The organism is Streptomyces sp. NPDC048254 (genome assembly GCF_043201895.1).
Taxonomy (GTDB): domain Bacteria; phylum Actinomycetota; class Actinomycetes; order Streptomycetales; family Streptomycetaceae; genus Streptomyces.
The window spans coordinates 346,899-372,300 of sequence record NZ_JBICZJ010000010.1 but is presented as its reverse complement, the minus strand read 5'-3'; the positions used below and the strand labels follow the sequence as shown (position 1 = coordinate 372,300).

Below are 25,402 nucleotides of genomic sequence, written 5' to 3'. Positions count from 1 at the left end.
ACCACAGGCTGGGACGAGGCCTGGCACTGTCCTGCGCGGTGCGCGGTGCCGGCCCGCCCCAGGCATGCGGGACACGGCCCGCCTCGGGCAGAACCACAGGCTGGGGCGAGGCCTGGCACTGTCCTGCGCGGTACGCGGTACGCGGTACGCGGTGCCGGCCCGCCTAAGGCATGCGCCTACGGGTCGTCGCCGCGAGGGTGCCAAGGGCTTCGCGGTTCCGCGCGGTGATGCGGTCCCGGCACGCCGACGCGGGCGGGCGTCGTCCCCGGCCTTCCCGCACAACCCGGGCAGGGTCTTCGTACCGGCCGGCGTGTGCGACGCGTGCCGGCCCGCGAACTTCGTCGCCGGGAGGCGGCGACGCCGCGCGGCAAGCGCGTCCTGAGCACGGATGACCGGCCGACCATGACGGTGGCACTCCCTACCCGACGGCGTCCTGTTCGCCGGTCGTCAGGTAGGCGATGACCATGTCGCCCAGCAGGGTCCGGTAGTGATCGCGGCGGTCCGGTGCGATGAGGTCCCGTCCGAAGAGGGCGCCGAACGTGTGCCGGTTCGTGATCCGGAAGCAGCAGAACGCGCTGATCATCATGTGCAGATCGACGGCGTCCACTTCGGCGGTGAAGACGCCCTGTTCGCGGCCCGCGCGGAGGATCCGGTCGATGATGGCTATCACCGGCGCGTTGAGCGAACGCAGTGCCGGCGAGGCGGCGATGTGCTCGGCCTGGTGGATGTTCTCGATGCTGACGAGACGCATGAAGTCCGGGTGCGCCTCGTGGTGGTCGAAGGTGAGACCGGCCAGCCGACGGATCGCGGACACCGGGTCGAGATGCTCGACGTCGAGTTCCTGCTCGCTGTGCCGGATGCCGGCGTACGCCCGCTCCAGCACGGCCGTGAACAGCTGCTCCTTGCTGCCGAAATAGTAGTAGATCATACGTTTGGTGGTCCGGGTGCGGTCGGCGATGTCGTCGATGCGGGCGCCGGAATAGCCGATGCGCGCGAACTCCTCCGTCGCGGCCTCGATGATCTCGGCCTGGGTCCGGGTGGCGTCACGGGTACGTCTGGCAGCGGGCTGTCCCTCTGTCCGTGTCAGTGGCTGCGGGGGGACGGAAGCTGGCATGAGGTTCCTCACCGGGTGGGACTGCCGACGAGGTCGGCGAGATCTTCGAGCATACGATCGGTGTGCGGCTCGCAGCCGGTGAACAGCCGGAAGGCGTCGGCGGCCTGGAAGACGGCCATGCCACCGCCGTCGAGGGTGCGGCAGCCGAGGGCGCGTGCCGTGTGCAGCAGTTCGGTCTCCAGCGGGCGGTAGACGACCTCGGCCACCCACAGCCGTGGGTGCAGCAGCTCGGCGGGGAACGGCAGCCCCGGGTGGCCCGCCATGCCGGTGGGGGTGGCGTGGACCAGGCCGTCGACGCGGGCCAGCTCGGCCGCCAGGTCCGGCAGCGGCGCGGTGTTCACCCGGCCGGGCCCGAAGGTGCGGTGGAGAGCGGCGGCGAGGGCGGTCGCGCGGGACTGGTCGGCGTCCACGAGGACGAGCCGGTCGACCCCGACGGTGAGCAGCGCGTGGGCGACGGCGGCCCCGGCCCCGCCCGCCCCGAGCTGCAGGACCGAACCGGTCGGTACGTCGGGCAGTCCGCGCGCGAAGGACTGGGCGAAGCCGGTGCCGTCGGTGTTGTGCCCGATGGCGCGCCCGGCCCGGAAGACGACGGTGTTGACGGCGCCGATCTCCGCCGCCTCGGGCGCGAGTTCGTCCAGGTGCCCGATCACGAGCTGTTTGCAGGGGTGGGTGATGTTGAGGCCGTCGAATCCCAGGGTGCGGGCGGACCTCAGCAGTTCGCCGACGGCCGTGGCCGGCAGCGCCAGTTCGTCGATGTCGATGATGCGGTAGACCAGCCGCAGGCCGTGCCGGTCCGCTTCCCGCTCGTGCAGGGCGGGGCTGAGCGAAGGGCCGATACCGGCGCCGATCAGCCCTGTGAGACAGGAGGAACTCACGGTGGAGGGGGTCACGGTGGAGGAGGTCACAGTGATCGCGGGGTTCCTTCCGGTAATCGGAGGTTGTGCGCCTGCGGCCGTCCGTACGGGGGCGGACGGCCGCAGGCGCGGCGGGGACGGGGACAGGGTCAGGCTGCCGCCGCCTCGCGCTCGGCGGTCTCGGCCGGGCGCATGCCCGGCTTCATGCCGAGTTCGGCGGTGGGCACGTTGTAGGTCTCGCGGGCGGTCAGCACGGCGATCGAGCTGACGACGCACATCGAGGCGGTGAGGATCCCGACGGCGACCCAGTTCTTGCCGTCGGAGCCGGAGAGCTGTGCCGCGTAGGTGACGGCGAACCCGGTGATGGCGAAGCCGACCTGGGTGCTGATGGCCATGCCCGACAGACGGACCCGGGTGCTGAACATCTCGGCGTAGAGCGAGGGCCAGATGCCGTTGGAGGCGCTGTACACCAGGCCCATGGTGGCGGCGCCGGCCAGGAAGATCAGCGGGTAGCTCTTCGACGCCACCGCTCCCAGGAAGACGAAGATCATGACGGCGCTGCCGATGGAGCCGATGAGGAAGACGGGCTTGCGGCCGATGCGGTCGGAGAGTTTGGCCCACAGCGGGAGCGCGATCAGGGCCACCAGGTTGGCGAAGACGCTGACCCACAGCATGGTGGTGCGGTCGAGGCCGACGGCGCCGGTGGAGAAGGACAGCACCCAGACCCCGCCGATCGTGCTCACCGACGCGATGAGCGCCGCCGCAGCCACCCTCAGCATGTCGGCCCAGTGGTCCCGGAGGAGTTCGATCACCGGCAGCTTGGCCACCTCGGCGCGCTCCGAGATCTCCTCGAAGGCGGGTGCCTCCTGCAGGTTTCGCCGGATGAAGTACGCGGTCACGGTCACGAGCGCGCTCAGCAGGAACGGGATACGCCAGCCCCAGGTGAGGAGTTGGTGCTCGGGGAGGGAGGCGATCGGGATGAAGACCAGAGTGGAGATGATCAGGCCGAACTGAGTCCCGTTGAGGGTGAAGCTGGTGAAGTAGCCGCGTTGGTTCTCCGGCGCGTGTTCGAGCGTCAGGGAACTGGCGCTGGACTGCTCACCCGCGGCGGACAACCCCTGGAGGAAGCGCAGCACCACGAGCAGGACGGGGGCCAGCGTGCCGACCTGGGCGTAGGTGGGCAGGCAACCGATCAGGAGGGTCGACAGGCCCATCATGAAGAGCGTGAGGATCATGATCTTCTTGCGGCCGATCCTGTCCCCGAAGTGCCCGAGGAAGATGGCGCCGATGGGGCGGGCCGCGTAGGCCACACCGAAGGTCGCCATCGAGATCAGCGTCGCGGTGGCCGGGTCGCCCGGGTCGAAGAAGACCCTGGGGAAGACCAGCGCGGCGGCGCTGCCGTAGATGAAGAAGTCGTAGTACTCCAGGGCGCTGCCGATCCATGCGGCCAAGGCCGCCTTTCGGTGCCCACTGCGTGGAACCTTCGATTCCGAGGTGTCATCGAGCGAACGAGCGGTCACGTGTGCTCCTCTTTGAGTACCGCGAGTGCTCCCGTTGCGGGAACGGCCGGGGTGAGCGGGGACAGAGGGGGGACGAACGCGGCGGACGACTTCACAACTCGCTTACGGGGATGCCGTGTCGAGCGGACTCGCCGGTTGGCTGGTGGGGATGGCAGCCAATTAACGTACTAGGAAGTTAATAGGGGACTGTGCGGGTCGTTTCCGGCTCACGTCAAGACATCCGACCGAAATTTATTCGTCACGGCCCACCTCTTGCCCCGGAGTCGCCCTGCCGCTACACATAACGAACCAGTACGTACATTGCTCGGCCACGAAGAGGTGGGGCTCATGCCAGGGATGCACGTGGAGACCTTGACAGGGCCCGTCAGAGGCACCGCGGAGGGCTGCCCGGTCCTCTCCTGGAAGAGCATCCCCTACGCCGCGCCACCCACCGGAGAGCTGCGCTTCCGGCCGCCGGCTCCTGTCAAACCCTGGACGGCGGTGCGGGACGCCGCCCGCTACGGCCCGCAGGCGGTCCAGTTCACCCCGGCCTCCCGCGCCTCCGGCCAGGACGTCGAGGGCGAGGAGGACTGCCTCACCCTCAATGTCTGGGCCCCGGCCGAGCCGGCCGCGCCCAGGCCGGTTCTGTTCTGGATCCACGGCGGCGCGTTCCTGCACGGCAGCGGCAGCCTCTACGACGGCGCATGGCTGTCCGAGGTGTGCGACGCGGTCGTGGTGACCGTCAACTACCGGCTCGGCCCGCTCGGCTTCATGGACCTGGGGCACGTCGCTATGGCCGACACCGCCAACCCCGCGCTGCGTGACCTGGTCGCGGCCCTGGAGTGGGTGCGGGGGAACATCGCCTCGTTCGGCGGCGACGCCGGCCGGGTGACGCTCTCCGGCCAGTCGGCCGGCGGCATGCTCACCACCACCCTGTTGGCGGTCCCGGCCGCCCGTGGACTGTTCCACCAGGCCCTGGTGCTCAGCGGCGCCGCTCGCAACGTCCACACCCCGGACCAGAACGCCGAGGTCGTCGACCGACTGCTCACCGCTCTGGACACGACCGTCGACCAGCTGGCCGACGTGCCGGTCCGGGCGCTGCGGGACGCGGCGGCGCACGTCGTGGCCACCGCGGGCGACGAGGTGCTGCGCGGCGACGGCTTCTGCCCCGTGGTGGACGGCGCCGTGCTGCCCAGGGCGCCGCTGGCTGCGGTCTCAAGCGGTGCGGCCCGGCACCTCCCGGTGTGGATCAGCCACGTCAGCCACGAAATGGACATCTTCCTGGGGCCTCCCCCGGCCCCCGTCCTGGCCGGAACGGACGCGGCCGGGCGGGCAACCCTCGGCGAGAAGACCTGGGCCACGCTCTCCCACGCCTACGCGACTGTCGCCGAAGCCGACCGGGACCCTCGACTCGACCTGCTGGACGACACGATGTGGCTGATCCCGGCCATCCGGCTGGCCGAGGCCCAGCACGCGGCCGGCGGCCAGGTCTGGTTCAGCCGCTTCGACCATGTGCCCGGCCTGCCCCCGTACGACCGGCTCGGCGCGACCCACGGCGCCGACAACCGCTGCCTCTGGGCCCACCCGCCCGCCTTCAACAACCTGGCCGGCCTGCCGCCCGCCCCGCCCATGGGCCCGGCCGACCTCGCCGTCGCCGCGCGGCTGCACCGAGCGGTGCGGGCCTTCCTGCACACCGGCGCCCCCGGCGGGCTCCCCGACGGCCTCGACTGGCCCCGCTACGAGCCGCGGGACCGCGCCACGGTGATCCTGGACGACCGGCCCCGGATCGTGTACGACCCCCGCCGCGAACGCCGCCTCCTCTGGGCGGGCCTGCCCGGTGGCACTGCCCCCTGATGACCGGCGAGCCCGGGCCGGCCCCGAACCGGACAGGTCTTGGCCCCGCCGGTGAACAGGCCGGTCTCGGCGGCGATCCGCTCGACCGACGGATCGCGCACGTAGTGCAGGGTGGGTGACCGTGCGGCGCTGCCTGGCCGCAGCAGCTCGAGTGCCGCGTCCGCTGCTGCCAGGCCCGGGTCGGAACCCTGGCCCGGTGGCAGCGGGCCGTACCGCTCCCATGCCTCGTCCGAGCGTCCGTTCCGGAAGCCGTCCGCTGACCGCCGGCCGACACGTCATCGTGCGGATCCGCGCTCCGGCGCGGCCGTCGCACGTGCGCCGGGCTCAGCGGTTCCAGCCACCTCTTTCGTGATACCAGGACAGCCGAACAGCCCCAGGTCACCGACCTGGGGCTGCGCTCTGCAGCGCACAGTGCCGCTCGTGGCCGTGCCGCGTTCAGTGTGCGGGAAGCGCCTCCAGGGCCTTGGACGCCGTGGTGAAGGCCTGGGCCGCCATCTCGTCGACCGGGAGATCCCGGTAGCCGGGGTAGTTGACCTCGACGCAGTACGGGCCGCGGAAGCCGCGTTCGTGCAGGCCCAACAGCAGGCCCTGGACGTCCAGTTCACCGTCGCCGGGCAGCAGGCGCCCCTGTCGCGCCTCAATGAGGAAGTCGCCGTCCACGACGCGGCCGTCGTTGAGCTGGACGGCCACGATCCGGTCGGGCGGCAGACCGTCGAGGTCGGCCAGGCTGGAGCGGGAGTTGTAGAAGTGCCAGACGTCGATCATCAGCCCGGCGTTGGCGGCGCCCGAGGCCTCCACCACCGCACGGGCGGTGGCCACGTCCTTCAGCCCGGACCAGGGGAACGCCTCGACCGCGACGCGCAGCCCGTACGCGGCGACGTCGTCGCAGATCGTACGGAGCCGGGCACCCGCGGCGTCGATGTCGAGGTCGTCCGCGGTGAACTCGCCCGCTGTGACGTGATGCGGCCGGAACGCCTCGCCGAGCGCGCCGACGACGGCGACGGTGTCAGCGCCACCTGTGCCGGCTGTGGCCCAGCCGCTCAGGAACTCGATCTCGTTCAGGGCGAGTCCGTGCGTACCGAGCACCGCGCGGAGGGAGGCGTCACTCGCCCCGTCGGCCCGCATCAGCCGGTAGTCGTCGGTGTGCAGGCCGATGCCGGTGAAACCCGCGGCGGCAGCCGCGCGGCAGCGTTCCGCGAACGGCACCCGCGCGGGCTGGGCGAAGCCCGCGCCGGAGAGGGTCACGAAACTCGCGGTCAGCTCCCGCGTCATGGCACGACCGGGGTGGCGTGGGAGTGGAAGCTCGGCGGCACGTCCAGGCCCCAGGCGGTGGAGCGGCCCTGACCCTCGGTGGTCCAGGTGACCGGCTCCCAGTCGGGGGCGAAGATGTGGAAGCCGCCGGAGAACACCTCGATCCTGTTGCCGCCCGGCTCCAGGACATAGAGGAAGAAGCCCTGGGTGCGCGAGTGCTTGGCCGGGCCGAACTCGATCTCGACGCCCAGCTCGCAGAAGATGTCGGCGGCGCGGAGCACGTCCTCACGGTTCTCGACGGCGTACGCGAGGTGGTGCAGCCGCCCGGTGACGCCGGGGGCCGGCTCGCGGGTGATGGCGAGGTCGTGGGCCTTGTTCATCAGACTGAGCCAGGCGCCGACCTCGGGCTGGCCGGGCGGGATGAGGTGTTCGCGGAGCTTGAAGCCCAGGGTGTCACACATGAACGCGCGCGTGCCCGGTACGTCGTCCGCGAGGACGTTGATGTGATCGATGCGCGCCGCGCCCACGCCCCGGGTGACGGAGGACTGGGGCTGGTTGGGCAGGTACGAGGCCTTGCCCGCCGGGGCACGGTACTTCTCGGTCTCGTAGTAGAGCTCCATACGCTGGCCGCTCGGGGCGACGAAGGAGTACGCCTTGCCGTGCCCGAAGTCCCCGTCGATCCACTCCCCTTCGGTGCCGCGTTCCTCCAGGGCGGCGACCCGGCGGGTCAGGGCCTGCGGGCTCACCGCGCGCCAGGCGACATGGCCGAGGCCGGCCCGGTCGGCGGCGGTCAGTTTCAGGGTCGTCAGGTCGTGGTCGCCCCAGGCGCGCAGATAGGCGCTGCCGCCGAACTCGTGCACCAGGTCGAGGCCGTAGACCTCGGTGAAGAAGGCCAGGCTCTGGTCGTACACGGGGGTCAGCAGCTCGGCGTGGCCCAGGTGGGCCAGCTCGTACAGCGGCTCAGTCACGCTCGTTCTCCTTCGCCTTCTTCTCCAGCTCCGCGATGTCGGCCAGCACCTGGGGGCCGCGGTTGACCGCGGAGAATCCGGTGAACAGGAACGCCAGGTCGATGACGGCGCGCAGCTCGTCCCAGCTGGCACCGGCCCGTAGCGCGGCGAGGCCGTGCAGCTTGGCGGCATCACTGAGCTTGGCGTGCAGGATGCCGAAGAGCACCAGCTGGACGGTCTTCTGGTCCAGCGTCTCCGGATACATGACCATGTTGCGCAGTCGTTCCTGCGCCAGCAGCAGTTCCGGGTTGTCCTTCTCGGACGCCTCGAAACGGGAGGCCACGCGCGGCGGCACGAAGCCCAGCATCCGTTCGTACGTCGCCCGGAAGTCGTCGATGCTCTCGGGGCGCTCATCGCTCATGGGATGCCTCCTGTTCGGCCTGTTCGGCCTTGGTGATGTCGCCCGCCGCCCAGTGCTCCGGCGGGATCTCGCGTACGAGGACCCGGATGGCCGCGTCGGGCGCGTCCAGGGAGTCCCGTACGGCGGCGTGCACCTGGTGGATGAGGTCGCGGATCTTCTCCGGGGACCGTCCGGCGACGATGCTGATCTCTACGAGTGGCATGTCAGGCCCCGACCACCCGCAACGTTCCGAGGTGGGTGAACTCGGCGCTGATCTCCCGTCCGGGCTCGACGAAGACGGCGTCGGTGAGGCCGCCGGTGAGCACGATCCAGCCGGGCTCGATGGCGATGCCGCGCCGGCCGAGGGAGTTCGCCGCCAGCGCGAGTGCCTCGGCTGGGTGACCCTGTACGGCGGCGCCGGTCGCGGAGTCGGTGATCTCGCCGTCGATGCCGAGCAGGCAGGCCTCCAGCGCGAGGTCGAGGCCCTCGGGCGGCAGGCCGGTGCCGCTGACGACGAAGCGTGACGACGAGGCGTTGTCGGCGACCACGTCGGGGAGGGTGAACTTGAAGTCGGTGAAGCGGCTGTCGATGACCTCGAAGCCCGCGTGCACGCTCCGGACGGCGGCGAGCGCGGTCGCGGCGGTCACCCCGGGCCCCTCCAGCCGCTCCCCCATGACGAAGACGATCTCGGGCTCGACGCGCGGGTGGATGAGCTCGCCCATCGGGACCGGGACGCCTTCCGGGAGCACCATCGCGTCGGTGAGCCAGGCGGTGAGCGGGGAGTCGATGCCCATCCGCTGCTGCTTGGCGCGGGAGGTGAGGCCGAGCTTGACGCCGACGGTCTTCTCGCCGGAGTCGACCTTGCGCTGCAGCAGCGCGTCCTGCACCTGGTAGGCGGTCGGCAGGTCGAGGCCGGGCCATTCGTCGGTGATCCGGCCGCCGTCCCTGCGGTCGGCCTCCCGGCCGAGCAGTTCTGTCGCGGCGCGGTCGATGGTCCAGTCGGTCATGCGGGTACGCCTTCCGAGGTCGTGGCGCGGGTGGAGAGGTCGATCGCCACGTCGATGATCATGTCTTCCTGGCCGCCGACGTACCCGGCCTCGCCGACCGCGCGCAGGATGGCGTGGGCGGGCACCCCGTAACGCTCGGCAGCGCGCTGCGCGTGCAGCAGGAACGAGGAGTAGACGCCGTGCCTGCCCTGTTCGATGGCCGGGCGGTCGGCGATGGGCAGCCGGGGAATCAGCGGGGTGAGCACCTCGTGCGCGGCGCGCAGTACGCCGTCCACGTCCAGGCCGATGGGGATCCGCATCCGTTCGAAGACGGTGGCGAGCAGCTCGGTCGGCGAGTTGCCGGCGCCGGCGCCCAGCGCGCACAGACTGCCGTCGATCTGGCGGGCGCCCGCCTCGTACGCGGCGATCGAGTTCGCGACGCCGAGCGAGAGGTTCTGGTGCCCGTGGAAGCCGATCTGGGCGTCGTCTCCGAGCTCGGCGGCCAGCGCCGACACGCGGTCGGTGACGTCGGTGGGCAGCAGCCAGCCCGCGGAGTCGACGACGTACACGCACTGGCATCCGGCGTCGGCCATGATCCTTGCCTGCTTCGCCAGCGCGTCGGGGCCGACCCGGTGCGAGAGCATCAGGAACCCGACGGTCTCCATACCCAGTTCGCGGGCGGCCCCGAAGTGCTGGACGGAGACATCGGCCTCGGTGCAGTGGGTCGCCACCCGTACGATGCCGGCGCCCGCGTCGTGGGCCCGGTGCAGGTCCTCGACGGTGCCGAGGCCGGGCAGCAACAGGACGGCGATACGGGCCTGGCGGGCTTCGGCGACGGCCGCCTTGACGAGCTCGATCTCGTCGGTATGCGAGAAGCCGTAGTTGAAGGACGACCCGGCGAGGCCGTCGCCGTGGGTGACCTCGATGACCGTCACACCCGCGTCGTCCAGGGCGCGGGTCACGGCCCGTACCTGCTCCACGGTGAACTGGTGGGCCACGGCGTGAGAGCCGTCGCGCAGCGTGGTGTCGGTGATGCGTACGGCCGGTCGGAGGTCCGCGGTCGTGCTGGAGATCGGGTCCGTGGTCATCGGGTCACCGCCTTCTGTCGCCGGCTGATGAGTTCGCCGACGCGGACGGCGGCGGCGGTCATGATGTCGAGGTTGCCTGCCCACGGCGGCAGGTAGTCGCCGTTGCCGCGGACTTCGAGGAAGACCGCGACCCGGGCCTGCCCCTTCCATCCGGGGCGCGGGTCGTCGAACTGCGGCTCGGAGCGCATCTGGTAGCCGGGTACGTAGACCCGTACCTCCTCGGCCATCCGGTGGATGGACTCGGTGATGGCGTCGCGGTCGGCGTCGGCGGGGATGGCGCAGTACACCGTGTCGCGCATGATCATCGGGGGATCGACGGGGTTGAGGATGATGATCGCCTTGCCGCGTCCGGCGCCGCCGACGGTCTCGATCGCGTGGGAGGTGGTCTCGGTGAACTCGTCGATGTTGGCGCGGGTGCCGGGACCGGCCGAGCGGGAGGCGATGGAGGCGACGATCTCGGCGTACGGCACGGGCACGACCCGGGAGACGGCGGCCACGATGGGGATGGTGGCCTGCCCGCCGCAGGTGATCATGTTGACGTTCGGGGCGGCCTCGTGCTCGGTGAGGTTCACCACCGGGCAGACGAAGGGACCGGCCGCGGCGGGGGTCAGGTCGATGGCGGTGATCCCGGCCTCGGCGTAGCGGGCGGCGTTGGCCAGATGCGCCTTGGCGGAGGTGGCCTCGAAGACCAGGTCGGGCAGTTCCGGCCGGCCGAGCAGCCAGTCCACGCCTGAGGCGCTGGCTTCGACGCCGAGCTTCTCGGCGCGGGCCAGGCCGTCGGAGGCGGGGTCGACCCCGACCATGTACCGGACGTCGATGTGCTCGTTGCGCAGCAGCTTGACCATCAGGTCCGTGCCGATGTTGCCCGGCCCGACGATGGCGGCGGTGGCGGTCATGCGTCCTCCCCTGTTCCTTGGCCGCGTGTTTCCAGGACGTGGGCGAATCGGGCGGTGACGGTGCCCAGGCCACCGAAGGCCGCGGTGACGGAGTCGCCACCGGCTACGGGCACGGCGGCGCAGACCGAGCCGGGCAGGATGACATGGCCCGGCTCCAAGGTGACTCCGAGCCGGCCCACCGTGTTGGCCAGCCACACCAGGGCGTTCAGCGGTGAGCCGAGGACGGCGCCGCCGGCGCCGGTGCCGACGACCTCGCCGCGCCGGGTCAGTACGCAGCCGGACAGCCGCAGATCGACCGCGTCCACCGGGACGGGGCGGCTGCCGAGCACCACGCCGCCCGCCGACGCGTTGTCCGCGACCGTGTCGATCAGGCCGATCCTCCAGTCCCGGATGCGGGAGTCGATGAGCTCCAGGGCCGGCAGGACATAGTCGACCGCCGACAGCGCCTGCGCGGCGTTCACGCCCGGCCCGGTCAGCGGCCGTTTGAGTACGAAGGCGATCTCCGGCTCGACCTTGGGGCTGATGAACTCGTCCAGTGCGATCGGCAGGCCCTCCAGATGGAACATGGACTCCATCAGGTGCCCGTAGTCGGGCTGGTCCACGCCGAGCTGGCGCTGCATGGCCGCCGAGGTGAGCCCGACCTTGTGGCCCTGGATACGCTGCCCGTCCTCGGTCCAGGTGCGGACCTGCTCCAGCTGGATCGCGTAGGCGTCGTCGACGGTCAGCCCCGGATGGGTCAGGGCGACCGGATCGATGGGCTCGCGGGTGCGCCGCGCGGCCAGCAGTTCCTTCGCGACCACGGCGTGCGTGGCTTTGTCCATCTGCGGCTCTTTCCTCGGGTGACGGGCGATCTCCTCGCAGCATGTTGCGCCGGGCACCACCCGGGCAAGCATGTGATCCGCTGAGCGGAACAAAATCGAGTGGCTTCGCCTCCGGATTGTTCCGCTCAGCGGATCGTCCAGCTTGCCCGCTCCTCGTCACGGGAGGACAGTCCTCCCGTGACGTGGCACCTCACGGACCGGACGCCAGGAAGGGGACGTCATCAGCGGACACCCCATGGGAGCCTGCTCAGCTCTCGCCCATGGAGGGGCTCGGGCCCCGCAGCTCACGGCTTATGGCCAGCCCCGCCGTGCGCACGGCGGGGCCCACCCGGCGCAGGTTCAGCCGCCCGCTCCAGCCCGAGATGGACATCGCCGCGACGGGCCGGTCCTCGACCCCGAGGATCACGGTCGCGACACACCCCACCCCGGGGCCGGTCTCCTCGTTCTCGTAGGCGACTCCCGCGCCCCGGATCCGTTCCAGCTCACGCCGGAACAGGCCGGGCGCGGTGATGGTGCGCGGGCCCACCGGTGCGAGCCCATGAGCGCAGACCGCGTCGACGGCCTCCGCGTCACCGAAGGCGAGGAGCACCTTGCCCACAGCCGCGGCGTGCGCGGGCAGCCGGCCGCCCACCCGCGATCCCATCCTCGGGGCGTCCTTGCTCCGCAGGATCTCGACGTAGACCACCTCGGTGCCGTCCAGCACGGCCAGATGCACCGTCTGCCGGGTCGCCTCGCGCAGATCGGCCATGTACGGCAGGGCGATCGCACGCAGATTGCGGTGCCGGGAGGCCAGCTCGCCGAACTCGAAAAGGCGCGTTCCCATATGCAGGAGCGCGCCATCGTTCCTGTCGCGCTCCAGGAACCCGTAGCCGACGAGGTCGTGCACCAGGCGGGAGGTCGTGGACTTCGGCAGGCCGGCCCGGCGGGCGATCTCCGACACCCTAAGCTCGGTATGAAGCGCGTCGAAGGCTCCGAGCACGGCGGCGACCCGCGCGACACCGGAGTCAGGAATGTTCCGTTCAGCGGGACACATCGGTGAAGCATGACGGGCGAACCGCACGGCATGCAAGCGTCTGCGTCGGCCTCGTCGGCGCGGGTACGGACATCGCCGTCACCCGCTGGTCGACCACCGGCGGGAAGGCGGCCGATGCGGGCCGCGTGCCGGTCGAGGGTCGGGCTGCGCCGGGCGGTGGCAGCCCGTGGCCTGCGCCTCCGGGCCGCACGGGCAGGTGCGCGTTCCGGGACGGGCGAGGCATTCGAGTGCGTCAGGGGCCGCCTGGCCGGCACGTGCGGATGTCCCCACCACCTGGCACGGATGCTCCTGCCCACGCACCGGGAAACGCCCTGCCCACCCGACCCGCATACCCGTACTGATGAAGGAGTTGCACATGTTCGACGCCACCACCGACGACGACCCCGGCCGGACCGTCCTGTTCCTCAACGGCCCCAACCTCAATCTGCTCGGCGTGCGCGAGCCCGACAAGTACGGTTCCACCACGCTGCGCGAGGTCGAGGAGACCGTGGCCAAGACGCTGTCCGCACACGGCCTGACCGCGCGCTTCGTGCAGAGCAACCACGAAGGCGTGCTGGTCGACGCGATTCATGCCGCGCGCACCGAGTGCGGCGCGATCGTCATCAACCCCGCCGCGTTCACGCACACCTCCGTCGCGCTCCGGGACGCGATCGCCGCCGTCGCCCTGCCGACCGTCGAACTCCACATCACCAACGTGCACAGGCGCGAGGAGTTCCGGCACCACTCCTACATCTCGGCGGTGGCCGACGCCGTGATCGTCGGCGCCGGCACACACGGCTACGTCCTGGCCGCGTTGCACGCCGCGCATCTTCTCCTCGGCTGACTCACGCCCCACCCGAATCACCTTCTTCGGGACCTCATGCTCAGCCGACCGGTCGGGCGGTGCCGACCGCTCTGCCCGGCGCCGATGTCCCGAGCCGTGCACCGGCTGGAAGGCTCCCCCTGTCCCTGTGGTCCCGCGACGCCAGTCACCTCGTACGGTTACCGGGGTCCGTACGGATACGGTCCCCGGCGGTCTGTTCTCTGTGATGCTGTCCCGCTGGTCATTCCGGGCGGCCGTCAGCGGCTCGTCCAGGAACGCCGCTCCGGCGGTCGGCGCCACCGCGGGTTCACGGGGGTGAGGACACTCGCCATCGACAGGCGCACCTCCCGGATCAGTTGCCGGAACACCACGAAGGACAGGGCCGTGCAGATCACGCACAGAGCGGCCGGCGACTCCGGCGCGTAGAACAGAGCCTCGGGGTGGCCGCGTGCGCCGTGCACACGCCGCCACCCCGTCCGCCTGTGCGGCTCCGGGCCCCTAGGGCGCTCTGGCGAAGTCCAGTGCGGTTTCGGCAGCACCCCAAAGGGGCGCGGGGCGTCATCGATATGCGGCTCCGCCGCGATGGGGCCCCCGCTCGAGCGAAGCCGAGAGTCGGGGAGCGACCAGTCACGACGCACCCGCAGGCGACATGCCGGACTTCCAGCCGAGTGCTCAGCGGGTGACCATCAGTTTGCGGACGCCGTAGTTGGTTCCGGTGAAGTCCATCGGGACCTCTTCCAGCGGGGTGGCGAGCCGCAGGTTCGGGAAGCGCTCGAAGAGCTTGGGCAGGACGGTCCTCAGCTCGGCGCGCGCGACGTTCTGTCCCAGGCAGGCGTGGACGCCGTAGCCGAAGCCCATGTGGCGGACCATCTTGCGGTCGATGTCGAGGGTGTCGGGGTTCTCGAAGGCGCGGGGGTCGCGGTTGGCGGCGTTCATCGCCACCACCACCAGTTCGCCCTTCTTGATCTGCGCACCGCCGATCTCCAGGTCCTCCAGCGCCACCCGGCCGAGACCGAACTGCACGATGGTCAGGTACCGCATCAGCTCCTCGATCGCGGGACCCACCTTCGCGGGCTGGTCCAGCAGCTTCTGCCGCTCCTCCGGGTGGGTGAGCAGGGTCAGCGTGGACAGTCCCATCATGGCGGCGGTGGTGTCGTGCCCGGCGAAGAGCAGCAGGACGCCGAGGCCGATCAGCTGCCGCTCGGTCAGGATCGAGTCCTCGCCGTCGGCTTTGTTGATCAGCTCGGCGAGGATGCCGGTGGTGTCGCCGGTGCTGCGTTTGTCCGCGACCAGGTGGGTGATGTAGTCGACCAGCCAGTGCGCGCCCTTGTCGCGCTCCTCCTTGGTCTTGCCCATGTCCATCATGTCCACGGTGGCGTGGTGGAAGCCGTCGCGGTCCTCGTACGGGACGCCGAGCAGCTCGCAGATCATCAGGCAGGGGATCGGCAGCGACATCGCCTGGACGAAGTCGAAGGTCTCGGGTCCGGCGGCGATGGCGTCGAGGTGCTCGTCGACGATCTTGTCGAGGTACGGCTGGAGCTTGGTCTGCACGGCCTTGGGCGTGAAGCGGGCTGTCAACAGGCGGCGGTAGGTGCCGTGTTCGGGCTCGTCCATGAAGACGAACCCCACGTCGAAGGGCGCGTTCTCGTGGTCTTCGGGCTCCTCGCCCTCGGGAGTGTCGTGGCGGTTGCGCTTCGCGCTCAGCCGCGGGTCGTTGAAGACCTGGCTGCCCTCCTCGAAGCGGGTGACCAGCCAGCCGGTCGTCCCGTTGGGGAAACGCACCCGGAGGATCGGCTGGTCCTCGCGCAGCTGGGTGAACTCCGCGGGCGGGTCCAGCGGACGGCTCGGGTCGCGGGTGACGGGCTGGCTCACTACGGTGTCGCTCATCGGGACTCCTTGGCGGTGCTCTGTGCGGCGGTGCTGTGTGCGGCGGTGCTCTGTGCGGCGGTGCTGTGTGCGGAGACGGCGGCGGAGATGCCGCGGTGGGCGGAAGTGGCGTTGCCCCAGCCGACGTAGAAGGCGAGATGCAGGACCACTTCGCTGAGCTGATCCGTCGTCAGTTCCTCGTTGATGAGGGCGCCTTGGACCTGGATCTGCATGAGGTCCGCGCGGCCGAGGGCGGCGGTGGCGCCCATCACCAGCAGCCGGCGGTCGCGGACGGACAGGCCCGGACGGCTCCAGATGTCGCCGAACAGGTGCTCCACGGTTTCGCTGGTGTACGGGTCCAACTGCTCCGGCATGGTCGTGCTGAACCCCGGTCCGTAGACCGTGTCCATCATCGCCAGGCCGCGCTGCAGCGGGTCCGCGTCGGCGGCCGACGGGGCCGGCCCGGCGTCCAGCCCGAGGGTGCGTTCGGCCTCCGCGCGGGTGACGTCGACGAGGGGGGTGTCGACGCCGAGCGTGGCGGCCAGGTCGCGGGCGGCGTCCAGGTCCTTGGTCATGAGCGGCTCGATCTGCCGGGCGACGGGCTCGGGCAGGGTGCCGTCGGCGCCGCGCATGCGCAGCAGCTGGAGCAGGGTCCGGCCCTCGGGGTCGGCGGTGTCGATCACCTCGGCCAGCCTCGCCGGTTCGACCCCCGCGGCGGCGGCCAGCGCGGCGGCCTCGGTGACGGTGCGCCAGGTTCCGTAGGTGACGACATTGCGGGCGATCTTGGTGGCCATCCCGGCGCCCAGCGGGCCGCAGTGCACGACCTTCTTGGCCCAGTCGTCCAGCACGGGCCGGGCGTGGTCGACCACGGACTGTTCGCCGCCGATGATGGCGACCATGCCGTGCTCGGCGGCCTTGTCGCCGGGGGTGACGCCGCAGTCGAGGAAGCCGACCTCCTCCTTGGCGCACAGCTCGGCCAGTTCGTGGACGACGGGCAGGGCGACGGTGGACTGCAGCACGATCGTCAGGCCCGGGTGGGCGCCCGACAGCAGGCCGTCGTCGCCGGCGATGACCGTGCGGGCCTGGGCGGCGTTGACCACCGCGACCATCACCACGTCGGAGGCCTGGGCCACGTCGGCCGGGGAGGCGAGCGGGGCGGGTACGCCGTCCAGCTTGTCGGAGGCGTCCGGCCTGATGTCGTAGACCGCCGGGACGCGCCCGCTGCGGGCGAGACTGACGGCGACTCCCCCGCCGATCATGCCGAGGCCGACGACTCCGGCCCTGAGCGCCTGGGTGTTCGTCATCACGCGGTCCTTCCGATGAGAGCGGTGTCGACGGCCTGGTCCCACTCGGCCGCCTCGGCGATCAGTGCGCGGTAACCGCGGGTCGCACGGGGCAGGTTGACGCCGACGACGCCGCACACCCGGCCGTCCTTGCCGTAGAGCGCGACGAGCTTGCGGTCCTCGACGGTGCCCTCGACGATGCGCACCTCGTCCGCGCCGCGGGTACGGCCGTAGATCTGGATCTTCAGGTCGTACTGGTCGGACCAGACGTACGGCACCGGGTCGAAGGGGGTCGCCTCGCCGGGTGCGGCCAGGATGTTGCGGGCGACGGCCAGGCCCTGTTCGGCGGCGTTGGTCCGGTGCTCGATCCGGGTCGGCTCACCGGTGCGCGGGTGCAGCCAGCAGGCGACGTCTCCGGCCGCCCAGACTCCGCTCCCGGCGTACAGCGTGGAGTCGCACTCCACCCCGTTGCCCACCGCGATGCCGCTGCCTTCCAGCCACGCGGTGCCGGGCCGGGCGCCGATGCCGACCAGGACCTCGTCCGCCTCGATCACGCGGCCGTCCGCGAGCCGGACGCCGGCGGCCCGGCCGTTCTCGGCGAGGATCTCCTTGACCAGCATCCCCGCCACGATGCTCACGCCGTGTTCGAGGTGGACTTCCGAGAGCATCCGCCCGAGCTCGGGGCCGAGCGCGTCGGCGAGCGGCACCGCGACGTCGGTGACCATGGTGACCTCGGCGCCCAGCTCCCGGGCCACCGCTGCCGCTTCGGCGCCGACGAAACCCGATCCCACGATCGCCAGGCGGGGTCGCGTGCGCAGTGCCTCACGGAAGGCGAGGGCGTCCTCCAGGGTGCGCAGCACATGCACGCCGGCCACCCCCTCGGTACCCGGCAGCCGACGGGCCGCCGCGCCGGTGGCGACCACCAGCGCGTCGTAGCCGACCCGGCTGCCGTCGACCAGGGCGACCTCGCGGTTGCGGGTGTCCAGGGCCACGGCCGCGACGCCCAGCCGCAGGTCCAGGTCGAGCGCCTCGATCGCCTCGCCGTCGCGCAGCTGAAGCCGGGCGACGTCCCACTCACCGGAGAGCAGCTGCTTGGACAGCGGCGGCCGGTCGTACGGGAGGTGCTTCTCCTCGCCGATCAGCGTCACCCGGCCCGCGTAGCCCGCGCGGCGCAGGCCTTCCACCACGCTCAGGCCGGCCGCGGAGGCGCCGACGACGGCGATCCGTGCCGGGGAACTCATGCGCGCACCTCGATCGCGGCCGCGGGACAGACGGCGGCGGCCTGGCGCACGTTCTCGTACTGCTCCTCGGGCGGGTTCTCGTCGAGCAGGACGACGATGCCGTCCTCGTCCCGCTGGTCGAAGACCTCCGGGGCGGCGAGCACGCACTGGCCCGCGCCGCAGCACTTGCCAAAATCGATCGCAATTTCCATGGGGGTTACCTCCGTCAAGCCCCTTCCAGGGGCGACACCGGTCAGGAGCCGGAGCAATGCGGTTGCCTCAGTCACCTAACTAAGTTCAGTTCCGACTGTACTGCTCCCTCGCCAGGTCGGCGAACCGCCCCTGAGTGATACAGGTCACAGGCTGTGGGGGTTGCGCCCAGCCTGCCGCGACACCGCGACGAAGTGGCGGTTCATGGGTGAAGGGACGTTGGTGGACGGCGCCCCGTGGGTGGTCAGGCGTGCCCGCGCAGCCGGAACAGAAGCAGCGCGAACTCGGCGCGGAGGCGGCCGGATTCGCTGTCCAGGCTGAGGTTCATGACCGTCTCGGCGCGGGCGACACGGGCGGCCATCGAGCTGTGGTGGAGGTGCATCTTGGCGGCGGCGCGGCGCAGTGACCTCTCGCGGCACAGCGCCTCCACCGAGTCGATGACCTCCTGGCCGCGCGGCTGCGCCACCAGCCGCTCCAGGGCCTGTACGTCCGGCTGGGCATCGATGGCGTCATCGGGAATGTGCTCGGCGAGCAGAGCCAGCACGCCGAGGCTCTCCCAGGACGTCACCCGGCCACGCCGGGCATCGGTGACGGAGAACCGCAGGGCGATGCGGGCGGCGACCCAGGAATCGGCGACGAGCCGCCCCGGCACGGCGGTCCCGATGCCCAGACGGAGCGGAAAGTCACCTCCGGGCAGCCGTTCACCCGGCGCGACCGCGGACAGGACCGCGACGAGAGGGCCCATCCGGGCCCAGCGGGCGGACAGCCCCAGTGCCCTCAGCTCCTGGGCCACCGATGCGCCGGATTCGGTGTCGGACCTGCCGTCGTCATCACCCTCGCTCTCGCTCTCCCTCTCACCACCGTCGGCGTCCTCGGCGAAAGCGGCGAAGACCCGGATCGGGCGCGCGGGGTCGAAGCCGAGCAGCTCCAGAGCCCGCGCCCGCGCGGTGGAGTCGGCGGCAGGGGCAAGGGCAAGGCGGATCAGGCTCTCCGGGTCGTCGATGCCCGGTACGGAGCGCTCGGCGCGCTCCAGCGCCAGTTCGGCGGCGAGCGCGAGCCGTCCCAGGACGGTCTCGTCCAGGGGGTCCGGATCACCGTCACGCACCAGCCACACACGGCCCGCTCGACCGCCGGTGCCCGGGCGCCCCAGCGGCGCGACTCCGGCGGCAGCGGGCGGCCCTTCGACCGGATGCGTATCGCCCTCGGCGCCGGGTTCGGCCTGTACGCACTCGCCACTGTCCGGCGCTTCGAACCCGACCGGGCAGCCTGTGAACAGCGCGGCTGCCCGCAGCAGTTCAGGGAGCTCGGCCCGGTCCCGAACGAGTTCGTCGAAGTACGACACCACGTCCATGACGCCCGTCCCGGCTCCCAGTACTCGCACGTCATCACCCTAATCACCCGCCAGGCGGCGGGCCACGGGCGCCATGTTCCCGCCAGTTCGCGGTCGTGGCGGCCGGGCCCGGCGAACCACCATGAGGGTGTGCGCGGCGCGTGAGCGAGCCGCTCGGCCACCGCCCGGAGACTCCCGGCGCGGAGCGCTCCGCGTCCGCCCCTATTCCTGAGCAGACGGGAGCTCCCCATGACGAGCAGCGCCCTCCCCCATTTTCCCGGGGTCCGCGGCAGCGGCACCGGCTGTCCCTTCTCCCCGCCCGCCGAGTACGCCGACTGGCGTGCCACTCAGGGCCTGCAGAAGGTGAGCCTGTGGGACGGCAGGACCGCCTGGGCCGTGACGCGGTACGAGGACATCCGGGTCGCCATGAGCGACCCGCGGATCAGCGCCGACTCCGCGAACCCGGGAATGCCCAGGGTCCACGCGGGGCAGGACGCCGGCACCCCGCTGTCCACGACCTTCATCCGCATGGACGATCCCGAGCACGCCCGGCTGCGCCGGATGGTCACCAAGAACTTCATGGTCAAACGGGTGGAGGCGCTGCGCCCGCGGATCCAGGAAGTGGTCGACGACCTCATCGAGAAGATGACCGCCGAGCCGGGCCCCGCCGACCTGGTCCAGGACTTCGCGCTCCCGGTGCCCTCGCTGGTGATCTCCATGCTGCTGGGCGTGCCGTACGAGGACCACGAGGTCTTCCAGAAGAACAGCGCCACCATCATCAGCAGTGAGGCCACGGTCGAGGAGACCAAGGCCGCCGGGGCGGCGCTCTTCGGCTATCTGCGAGAACTGACCGCGGCGAAGGAGCGCGACCCCGGCGACGACATCCTCAGCGGTCTGATCACCGAGCAGGTCGCCAGGGGGGAGCTCACCCGCGACGAGGTGGCGAGCATGGCCATGCTCCTGCTCTTCGCCGGACACGAGACGACCGCCAACATGATCGCGCTCGGCACGCTGGTCCTGCTCCGCCACCCCGACCAGCTCGCCCGCGTCCGAGACACCGACGACCCCAAGCTGATCGCCAACACGGTCGAGGAGCTGCTGCGCTACCTGACCATCCTGGAGAACCCGATCACGCGGGTGGCCACGGAGGACATCGTCATCGGCGGCCAGCCCGTGCGGGCCGGTGAAGGCCTGATCATCAGCCTGCCCGCGGGCAACCGGGACACGGCCTTCTTCCCCGACTCCCCCGACGAATTCGACATCGACCGTGGCACCCTGGGCCATCTCGCCTTCGGTTACGGCATCCACCAGTGCATCGGCCAGGCGCTGGCCCGCGTGGAACTCCAGGTGGCGCTGCCCACCCTGCTGCGCACGCTGCCCGGCCTGCGACTCGCGGTGCCGTTCGAGGAGGTTCCGTTCCGCAAGGACGCGCTCGTCTACGGCCTCGACCGGCTCCCGGTGGCCTGGTAGGACCACCGGGCACCACACCAACCGCAGGCGCATGGCAGATACTGCCATGCGCCTGTTAGCGTCGGGCCAGGAACGGGACACGGAAGCAGAGGTGGACGTGCAGACGCGTACGGCACGGGAGGTGAAGGAGGAGAAGGAGCGGACGATGCTGGACGCCTCCAGGGCCGCCGTCGAGCTCTTCATCGACCACGGCAGCAGCTCCTTCACCATCAGGGAGCTCGCCGCGCACGCCGGCATCTCGGAGCGCTCCTTCTACCGCTACTTCCCGCGCAAGGAGGACGTCGTACGGCCCTTCCTCGCGGCGGGCTCCGAGCGGATCGCCGCGGAGGTGGCCGGACGCCCGGTCGACGAGCCGCTGTCCACCGCTCTGGTGCACGCCTGGTCTGGGTCCTGGGCCGCCACCCACGTCGAGCAACTGCGCGCTCTGCACGGCATCCTGCGGGAGTCCGAGGCGTTCCGCGCCCAATGGCTGCAGGTCATCACCGACAGCGAGCTGCTGTGGTCCCGGGTCATCGCCGAGCGGCTGGGTATCGGCCCGCGCTCCTACCGGGCCGCGCTGGCCGGTGCGGTGGTCGCCGCCGCGATCCGGCTGTCGACGCAGGCGTACGACGACACGGGCGGCGACGAAGACCCCACGAGGATGTTCGCCACCGCCCTGGAACTGGTGGGCCCCTCCCTCTTCACACCGGCGGAGTCCGAGGCGGAATCCGAGGCGGAGTCCTGACGCAGAGCGACGTAACGCGAAGAGTCGAGCCCGGCGTGGCGGAACGCCGGGCTCGACTCGTTTCGGGGTGTGGCTCAGACCGCGGCCCAGCCGTTGTCGACGGGCAGGACCACTCCGTTGATGTTGCTTCCCGCGTCGGAGGCCAGGAAGACGATCGCGGCGGCGACCTCGTCGGCCTCGCCCAGGCGGCCCGCGTTGAGCTTGGCGTAACCGCTGACGGTGCCGGGGCCGAGGGCGGCCGGGTCGACCTTCATCTCGGTGACCAGGTTCGTGGCGACGCCGCCGGGTGCGACGGCGTTGACCCGCAGCCCCTTGTCCCGGTACATCACCGCGGTGGACCGGGTGAGTCCGACCAGTCCGTGCTTGGAGACGGTGTAGGCGGTGCCGGCCGCGCTGCCGCGCAGACCGGCCTCGGAGGTGGTGTTGACGATGGCGCCCCGGCCACTGGCCAGCAGGTGCGGAAGCGCGGCGCGGGTCATCAGGAACGGCGCGGTGAGGTTGATCCGGATGATCCGCTCCCACTCGGCGTCGCTGACATCGCCGGCCGCGGACATCATGTCGTAGACCCCTGCGTTGTTGACCAGGATGTCGAGCCCGCCGAAGCCGTCGACGGCGGTGGCGACCGCCCGGTCGACGACGGCCTGGTCGCTCAGGTCGCCCACGCAGGTGAGTACGGTGGCGCCGCCGTCCTCGATCTGGTGGATCTCCTTGGCGACGGTCTCGGCACGCTGGGCGTCGAGGTCGGCGACGACCACTTGGACGCCTTGGCGGGCGAGGAGGAGGGCGGTGGCGCGGCCGATGCCGGAACCGGCGCCGGTCACGAGGGCACGGCGGCCCGCGAGGGAGGTGGTGAGGCTCATGGTGGTGTACTCCGTTGTACTCGTGGCTGCTGGCGGCCCCGGGGACCCGGTGCGGTCCGGGGCCCAGGGCCCGTCCAGGTCTCCGTGTGCAGCCGGAGCCCGGGGTTCTGGCGCGGGTCAGCGCAGGGGCGCGATGGCGACGGTCTTGGGGCGGATGAACTCGGCGATGCCCTGGTAGCCGCCCTCGCGGCCGAACCCGCTCTCGCCCTGTCCGCCGAAGGGGCTCCAGGGCTGGACGACGGCGGCGCCGTTGACGTAGACCGTGCCCGCCTCCAGGCGGTCGGCGACGGCGTGCACGCGGGTGACGTCGCGGGAGTGGAGGTACGCGGCCAGTCCGAAGTCCGTGCCGTTGGCGATCTCCACCGCCTCGTCCTCGGTCGAGAACCTGATGACGGAGATGACCGGGCCGAACACCTCGTTCTGGGCCAGGCCGCTGTCCGGATCGACATCGGCGAAGATGGTCGGCTCGATGAAACTGCCCGCCGCGAGATCGCCGCGGATCGGGTTCCCGCCCGTGACCAGCCGGCCGGAGCCGTCGGCGCGGGCTCCGTCGACCAGGGAGAGGATCCGGTCGCGGGCGGCGGTGTTGATGACCGGCCCGAACAGCACGCCGGGGTTCGACGGGTCGCCGATCGGCAGCGATTCGGCGGCCGTCACGAGCTTGGCCACCACCTCCTCGTACACACTGTCCTGGACCAGGACGCGCGAGCCGAGGATGCAGGCCTGGCCGCTCAGCGCGGACAGCCCCATCCTGACGGCCTCGGAGGCCGCCTTCTCCAGGTCGGCGTCGGCGAAGATGATGTTGGCGGACTTGCCGCCCAACTCCATGACGGACGGCTTGAGATGCTCGGCACAGGTCGCCAGGATCTTGCGGGCGGTGGCGGGGCCGCCGGTGAAGGAGATCTTCTGCACCTTGGGGTGAGCCACCAGGGCCTGACCGGCATCGGCGGTGCCGGGTACGACGGTGATCACGCCGGCGGGTATGCCCGCCTCCTCGGCGAGGCGCGCGAACATCTCCGCGGTGAACGGGGTGAGTTCGGACGGCTTGACGACGACGGTGTTGCCCGCGGCGAGCGCCGGGACGACCTTCATGCACAGCGAGGCGAGCGGCACGTTCCAGGTGATGATCGCGCCGACCACGCCGTACGGCTCGGGCTGGCTGTAGGCGAAGTCGGTGCCCTGGACGAACGATCCGGCGACCGACCCCTGCAGCTTGTCGGCCCAACCCGCGTAGTAGGTCAGCCAGTTGGCGGCCAGCTTCACGTAGTGCGGACCGCCGATCACGGGAGTGCCGTTCTCCAGGGCGGCGATCCGGGTGAGCTCGGGCTGGTTCTCGCGGATCAGGTCGCCCAGCCGCAGCAGGAGGTCGCGGCGCTGGTCGGGGCGGAGTCCGCGCCAGACCCTGAAGGCCTCGGCCGCCGCTTCGACGGCGTCCGCGACCTCGGCGGAACCGGCCAGCGGGATCTGTGCCTGTACCTGTCCGGTCGCCGGGTTGACGTGGTCGAACACACCTCCGGAGCCGGTCGGCAGCTTCTTCTCGCCCACCCAGAGGCGGACCTCGGGCAGGACCGTCACGCCGCACCGCCCTTGAGTACGGCGTGCGCCTCGGCGCCGGTCGCCACCGGGCGGCCGACCTTGTCGGCGAGCGCGACGGCGGCCTCGACGGTCTCGCGGTTGGACATCGGGGTGGCGCCCGCGGTGTCCTCGACGCCGACCCGCAGGTGGCCGCCGAGCTCCAGAGCGTGCTGGGCGATCTCGGAGTCGAGCAGGACACCGCCCTGGATGCTGACGATCCAGGGGAGGCCGCAGCCCTCCATCATGGAGAGGTACATGTCGAGGGCCTGGTTGGTGGCGGGCAGACCGAATCCGGCGGTCGGCCATTTGTCGCCGCCGAGCTGGTACTCGCCGCCGAAGTAGAGCTTGATCATCGATCCGGCCGGGAACAGGCCCTTGGCCGCGTAGGCGAGGATCCAGCGCAGGTTGCTCGGGTCGTACACGCCGAGGCTGAGCGGGGTGCCCGTCTTCCGGGCGAACTCGACGACCTCGTGCGCGGAGGCGTAGTCGGCACCGCCCTGCACGTGGATCGACGGAAGACCGTTCTCGCCGAGCATGCCGAACTGCGTCAGGCCCGGGTCGAGCGCGGCCATCGTCAGTACGCCCGCCTCGGCGAGCGCCGGCAGGTGGGCGTTCTTCTCCTCCATGATCTTCTCACCGCGGAGGTAGTCGTTGTAGACGAAGGCCTCCGGGTAGGTCTTGAGGATCTCGCTCTCGACGTGGACGACCTGCTCGACGGCGCCCTCCCGGGTCTGCCGGAAGTCGTGGTGGTGGTGGACGATCGCGGCACCGGCGGCCAGCGACTCGGTGGCCTCGTGGACGAGTTCCTCGCTCGTCTGCAGCGGCTCCCCCTTGCGCAGCGGGGTGATGGCGGCCTCGATGACGACGGGGCTCGTGACGGATGTGCGGCTCATGACCAGTGCTCCTTCAGGAGAAACGGAGGACGGCGACGGGATGTGGGGATCGGAACGGGATCCGGATGGTGGGGTCGAACGCGACCTCCGGAGGTGCGTCCGAGCTTCGACGCTAACAGGGGGTGGCAGAAACTGCCATACATGGGTGGCAGAAACTGCCACGCCTTGGCGAGGTCCGGCACCCTGCGCGGCCGCACACCCCGCGCGGCGTCGTACCACGGGACACCGGCCGCGATCGCCGCACGCCAGGCGCGGATCACCTGCGGCGGAACGCCCCCAGTCGCGACGGCCAGACCGGACCGCCATACGGCCACCTGACCGCCGCCGGCCAGTGCGACGCTCCGGCCCGCCGTGATCAGGGTTATGGCGCCACCGCCGGCCAGTGCGACGCTCCGGCCCGCGGTGTCAGGGCGATGGCGCCGCCGC

25 protein-coding genes are annotated in these 25,402 nt (G+C 71.1%); 4 read left to right on the top strand and 21 right to left on the bottom strand.

Translation table 11 applies throughout. The features are described 5' to 3' along the window. Window positions 1–418: 418 nt before the first annotated feature. The 3 genes from ACGFZQ_RS28570 to ACGFZQ_RS28560 form a co-directional block, all read right to left on the bottom strand. Window positions 419–1,114, bottom strand: a complete 696-nt coding sequence (locus ACGFZQ_RS28570; RefSeq protein ID WP_393842731.1) for a TetR/AcrR family transcriptional regulator — start codon at window positions 1,112–1,114, stop codon at window positions 419–421. Between the two features lie 8 nt (window positions 1,115–1,122). Then, the gene (locus ACGFZQ_RS28565; RefSeq protein WP_393842730.1) at window positions 1,123–2,019 is read right to left on the bottom strand and encodes a shikimate dehydrogenase; all 897 of its coding nucleotides are present in this window, start codon (window positions 2,017–2,019) and stop codon (window positions 1,123–1,125) included. Window positions 2,020–2,117: 98 nt separating this feature from the next. Then, a complete protein-coding gene (locus ACGFZQ_RS28560) occupies window positions 2,118–3,488 on the bottom strand; it encodes an MFS transporter (RefSeq protein WP_393842729.1) in 1,371 nt (456 codons plus the stop codon). 327 nt (window positions 3,489–3,815) lie between these two features. Here ACGFZQ_RS28560 and ACGFZQ_RS28555 point away from each other — a divergent pair, with 327 nt between their 5' ends. After that, window positions 3,816–5,321, top strand: coding sequence for a carboxylesterase/lipase family protein (locus tag ACGFZQ_RS28555; RefSeq protein ID WP_393842728.1), 1,506 nt, complete (start codon window positions 3,816–3,818; stop codon window positions 5,319–5,321). A 435-nt stretch (window positions 5,322–5,756) separates the two neighbouring features. On the opposite strand, the gene ACGFZQ_RS28550 is transcribed toward ACGFZQ_RS28555, so the two are convergent. The 9 genes from ACGFZQ_RS28550 to ACGFZQ_RS28510 all read right to left on the bottom strand — a co-directional run bounded on the left by ACGFZQ_RS28550 (window position 5,757) and on the right by ACGFZQ_RS28510 (window position 12,743). Further along, window positions 5,757–6,593, bottom strand: a complete 837-nt coding sequence (locus ACGFZQ_RS28550) for a sugar phosphate isomerase/epimerase family protein (RefSeq protein WP_393842727.1) — start codon at window positions 6,591–6,593, stop codon at window positions 5,757–5,759. Then, a complete protein-coding gene (locus ACGFZQ_RS28545; protein ID WP_393842726.1) occupies window positions 6,590–7,540 on the bottom strand; it encodes a VOC family protein in 951 nt (316 codons plus the stop codon). The genes ACGFZQ_RS28550 and ACGFZQ_RS28545 overlap by 4 nt, the downstream gene beginning before the upstream one ends. Beyond that, the gene (locus ACGFZQ_RS28540) at window positions 7,533–7,940 is read right to left on the bottom strand and encodes a carboxymuconolactone decarboxylase family protein (RefSeq protein WP_393842725.1); all 408 of its coding nucleotides are present in this window, start codon (window positions 7,938–7,940) and stop codon (window positions 7,533–7,535) included. Before ACGFZQ_RS28540 ends, ACGFZQ_RS28545 begins: the two co-directional genes overlap by 8 nt. Beyond that, on the bottom strand, window positions 7,930–8,142 hold the full coding sequence (locus tag ACGFZQ_RS28535) for a 4-oxalocrotonate tautomerase family protein (protein WP_393842724.1): 213 nt from the start codon (window positions 8,140–8,142) through the stop codon (window positions 7,930–7,932). Before ACGFZQ_RS28535 ends, ACGFZQ_RS28540 begins: the two co-directional genes overlap by 11 nt. 1 nt (window position 8,143) lies before the next feature. Further along, on the bottom strand, window positions 8,144–8,926 hold the full coding sequence (locus tag ACGFZQ_RS28530) for a 2-keto-4-pentenoate hydratase (RefSeq protein WP_393842723.1): 783 nt from the start codon (window positions 8,924–8,926) through the stop codon (window positions 8,144–8,146). Next, complete coding sequence (gene dmpG, locus ACGFZQ_RS28525) at window positions 8,923–9,993, bottom strand: 4-hydroxy-2-oxovalerate aldolase (RefSeq protein ID WP_393842722.1); 1,071 nt, start codon at window positions 9,991–9,993, stop codon at window positions 8,923–8,925. Before dmpG ends, ACGFZQ_RS28530 begins: the two co-directional genes overlap by 4 nt. Continuing rightward, a complete protein-coding gene (locus ACGFZQ_RS28520) occupies window positions 9,990–10,889 on the bottom strand; it encodes an acetaldehyde dehydrogenase (acetylating) (protein ID WP_393842721.1) in 900 nt (299 codons plus the stop codon). Before ACGFZQ_RS28520 ends, dmpG begins: the two co-directional genes overlap by 4 nt. Continuing rightward, on the bottom strand, window positions 10,886–11,710 hold the full coding sequence (locus tag ACGFZQ_RS28515) for a 2-keto-4-pentenoate hydratase (protein ID WP_393842720.1): 825 nt from the start codon (window positions 11,708–11,710) through the stop codon (window positions 10,886–10,888). The genes ACGFZQ_RS28520 and ACGFZQ_RS28515 overlap by 4 nt, the downstream gene beginning before the upstream one ends. 247 nt (window positions 11,711–11,957) lie before the next feature. After that, window positions 11,958–12,743, bottom strand: a complete 786-nt coding sequence (locus ACGFZQ_RS28510; RefSeq protein WP_393842719.1) for an IclR family transcriptional regulator — start codon at window positions 12,741–12,743, stop codon at window positions 11,958–11,960. Window positions 12,744–13,098: 355 nt separating this feature from the next. On the opposite strand from ACGFZQ_RS28510, the gene aroQ reads away from it, so the two are divergent. Further along, entirely contained in the window at window positions 13,099–13,566 is a 468-nt protein-coding gene (gene aroQ / locus ACGFZQ_RS28505; RefSeq protein WP_393842718.1) for a type II 3-dehydroquinate dehydratase, read from the top strand. A gap of 236 nt (window positions 13,567–13,802) precedes the next feature. Here the strand turns inward: aroQ and ACGFZQ_RS28500 are convergent, their stop codons facing one another. From ACGFZQ_RS28500 to ACGFZQ_RS28475, 6 genes are all read right to left on the bottom strand, one after another. Then, on the bottom strand, window positions 13,803–14,006 hold the full coding sequence (locus ACGFZQ_RS28500) for a hypothetical protein (protein ID WP_393842717.1): 204 nt from the start codon (window positions 14,004–14,006) through the stop codon (window positions 13,803–13,805). Window positions 14,007–14,217: 211 nt separating this feature from the next. Beyond that, window positions 14,218–15,432: a cytochrome P450 gene (locus ACGFZQ_RS28495; RefSeq protein ID WP_393842716.1), complete on the bottom strand. Its 1,215-nt coding sequence runs from the start codon at window positions 15,430–15,432 to the stop codon at window positions 14,218–14,220. Next, the gene (locus ACGFZQ_RS28490) at window positions 15,429–16,715 is read right to left on the bottom strand and encodes an NAD(P)-binding domain-containing protein (protein ID WP_393842715.1); all 1,287 of its coding nucleotides are present in this window, start codon (window positions 16,713–16,715) and stop codon (window positions 15,429–15,431) included. Before ACGFZQ_RS28490 ends, ACGFZQ_RS28495 begins: the two co-directional genes overlap by 4 nt. Next, window positions 16,715–17,935: an NAD(P)/FAD-dependent oxidoreductase gene (locus tag ACGFZQ_RS28485; protein WP_393842714.1), complete on the bottom strand. Its 1,221-nt coding sequence runs from the start codon at window positions 17,933–17,935 to the stop codon at window positions 16,715–16,717. The genes ACGFZQ_RS28490 and ACGFZQ_RS28485 overlap by 1 nt, the downstream gene beginning before the upstream one ends. Then, on the bottom strand, window positions 17,932–18,126 hold the full coding sequence (locus tag ACGFZQ_RS28480; protein ID WP_393842713.1) for a ferredoxin: 195 nt from the start codon (window positions 18,124–18,126) through the stop codon (window positions 17,932–17,934). Before ACGFZQ_RS28480 ends, ACGFZQ_RS28485 begins: the two co-directional genes overlap by 4 nt. A gap of 242 nt (window positions 18,127–18,368) precedes the next feature. Next, window positions 18,369–19,505, bottom strand: a complete 1,137-nt coding sequence (locus ACGFZQ_RS28475; protein ID WP_393842712.1) for a helix-turn-helix domain-containing protein — start codon at window positions 19,503–19,505, stop codon at window positions 18,369–18,371. 198 nt (window positions 19,506–19,703) lie between these two features. Between ACGFZQ_RS28475 and ACGFZQ_RS28470 the strand changes: the two genes are divergently transcribed. Next, a complete protein-coding gene (locus tag ACGFZQ_RS28470) occupies window positions 19,704–20,924 on the top strand; it encodes a cytochrome P450 (RefSeq protein ID WP_393842711.1) in 1,221 nt (406 codons plus the stop codon). A gap of 91 nt (window positions 20,925–21,015) precedes the next feature. Next, a complete protein-coding gene (locus ACGFZQ_RS28465; protein WP_393842710.1) occupies window positions 21,016–21,648 on the top strand; it encodes a TetR/AcrR family transcriptional regulator in 633 nt (210 codons plus the stop codon). A 74-nt stretch (window positions 21,649–21,722) separates the two neighbouring features. On the opposite strand, the gene ACGFZQ_RS28460 is transcribed toward ACGFZQ_RS28465, so the two are convergent. The 3 genes from ACGFZQ_RS28460 to ACGFZQ_RS28450 form a co-directional block, all read right to left on the bottom strand. Further along, window positions 21,723–22,508, bottom strand: coding sequence for an SDR family NAD(P)-dependent oxidoreductase (locus ACGFZQ_RS28460; RefSeq protein WP_393842709.1), 786 nt, complete (start codon window positions 22,506–22,508; stop codon window positions 21,723–21,725). Between the two features lie 117 nt (window positions 22,509–22,625). Further along, complete coding sequence (locus tag ACGFZQ_RS28455) at window positions 22,626–24,083, bottom strand: aldehyde dehydrogenase family protein (protein ID WP_393842708.1); 1,458 nt, start codon at window positions 24,081–24,083, stop codon at window positions 22,626–22,628. Beyond that, on the bottom strand, window positions 24,080–24,976 hold the full coding sequence (locus ACGFZQ_RS28450; RefSeq protein ID WP_393842707.1) for a 3-keto-5-aminohexanoate cleavage protein: 897 nt from the start codon (window positions 24,974–24,976) through the stop codon (window positions 24,080–24,082). Before ACGFZQ_RS28450 ends, ACGFZQ_RS28455 begins: the two co-directional genes overlap by 4 nt. Window positions 24,977–25,402: the final 426 nt, after the last annotated feature.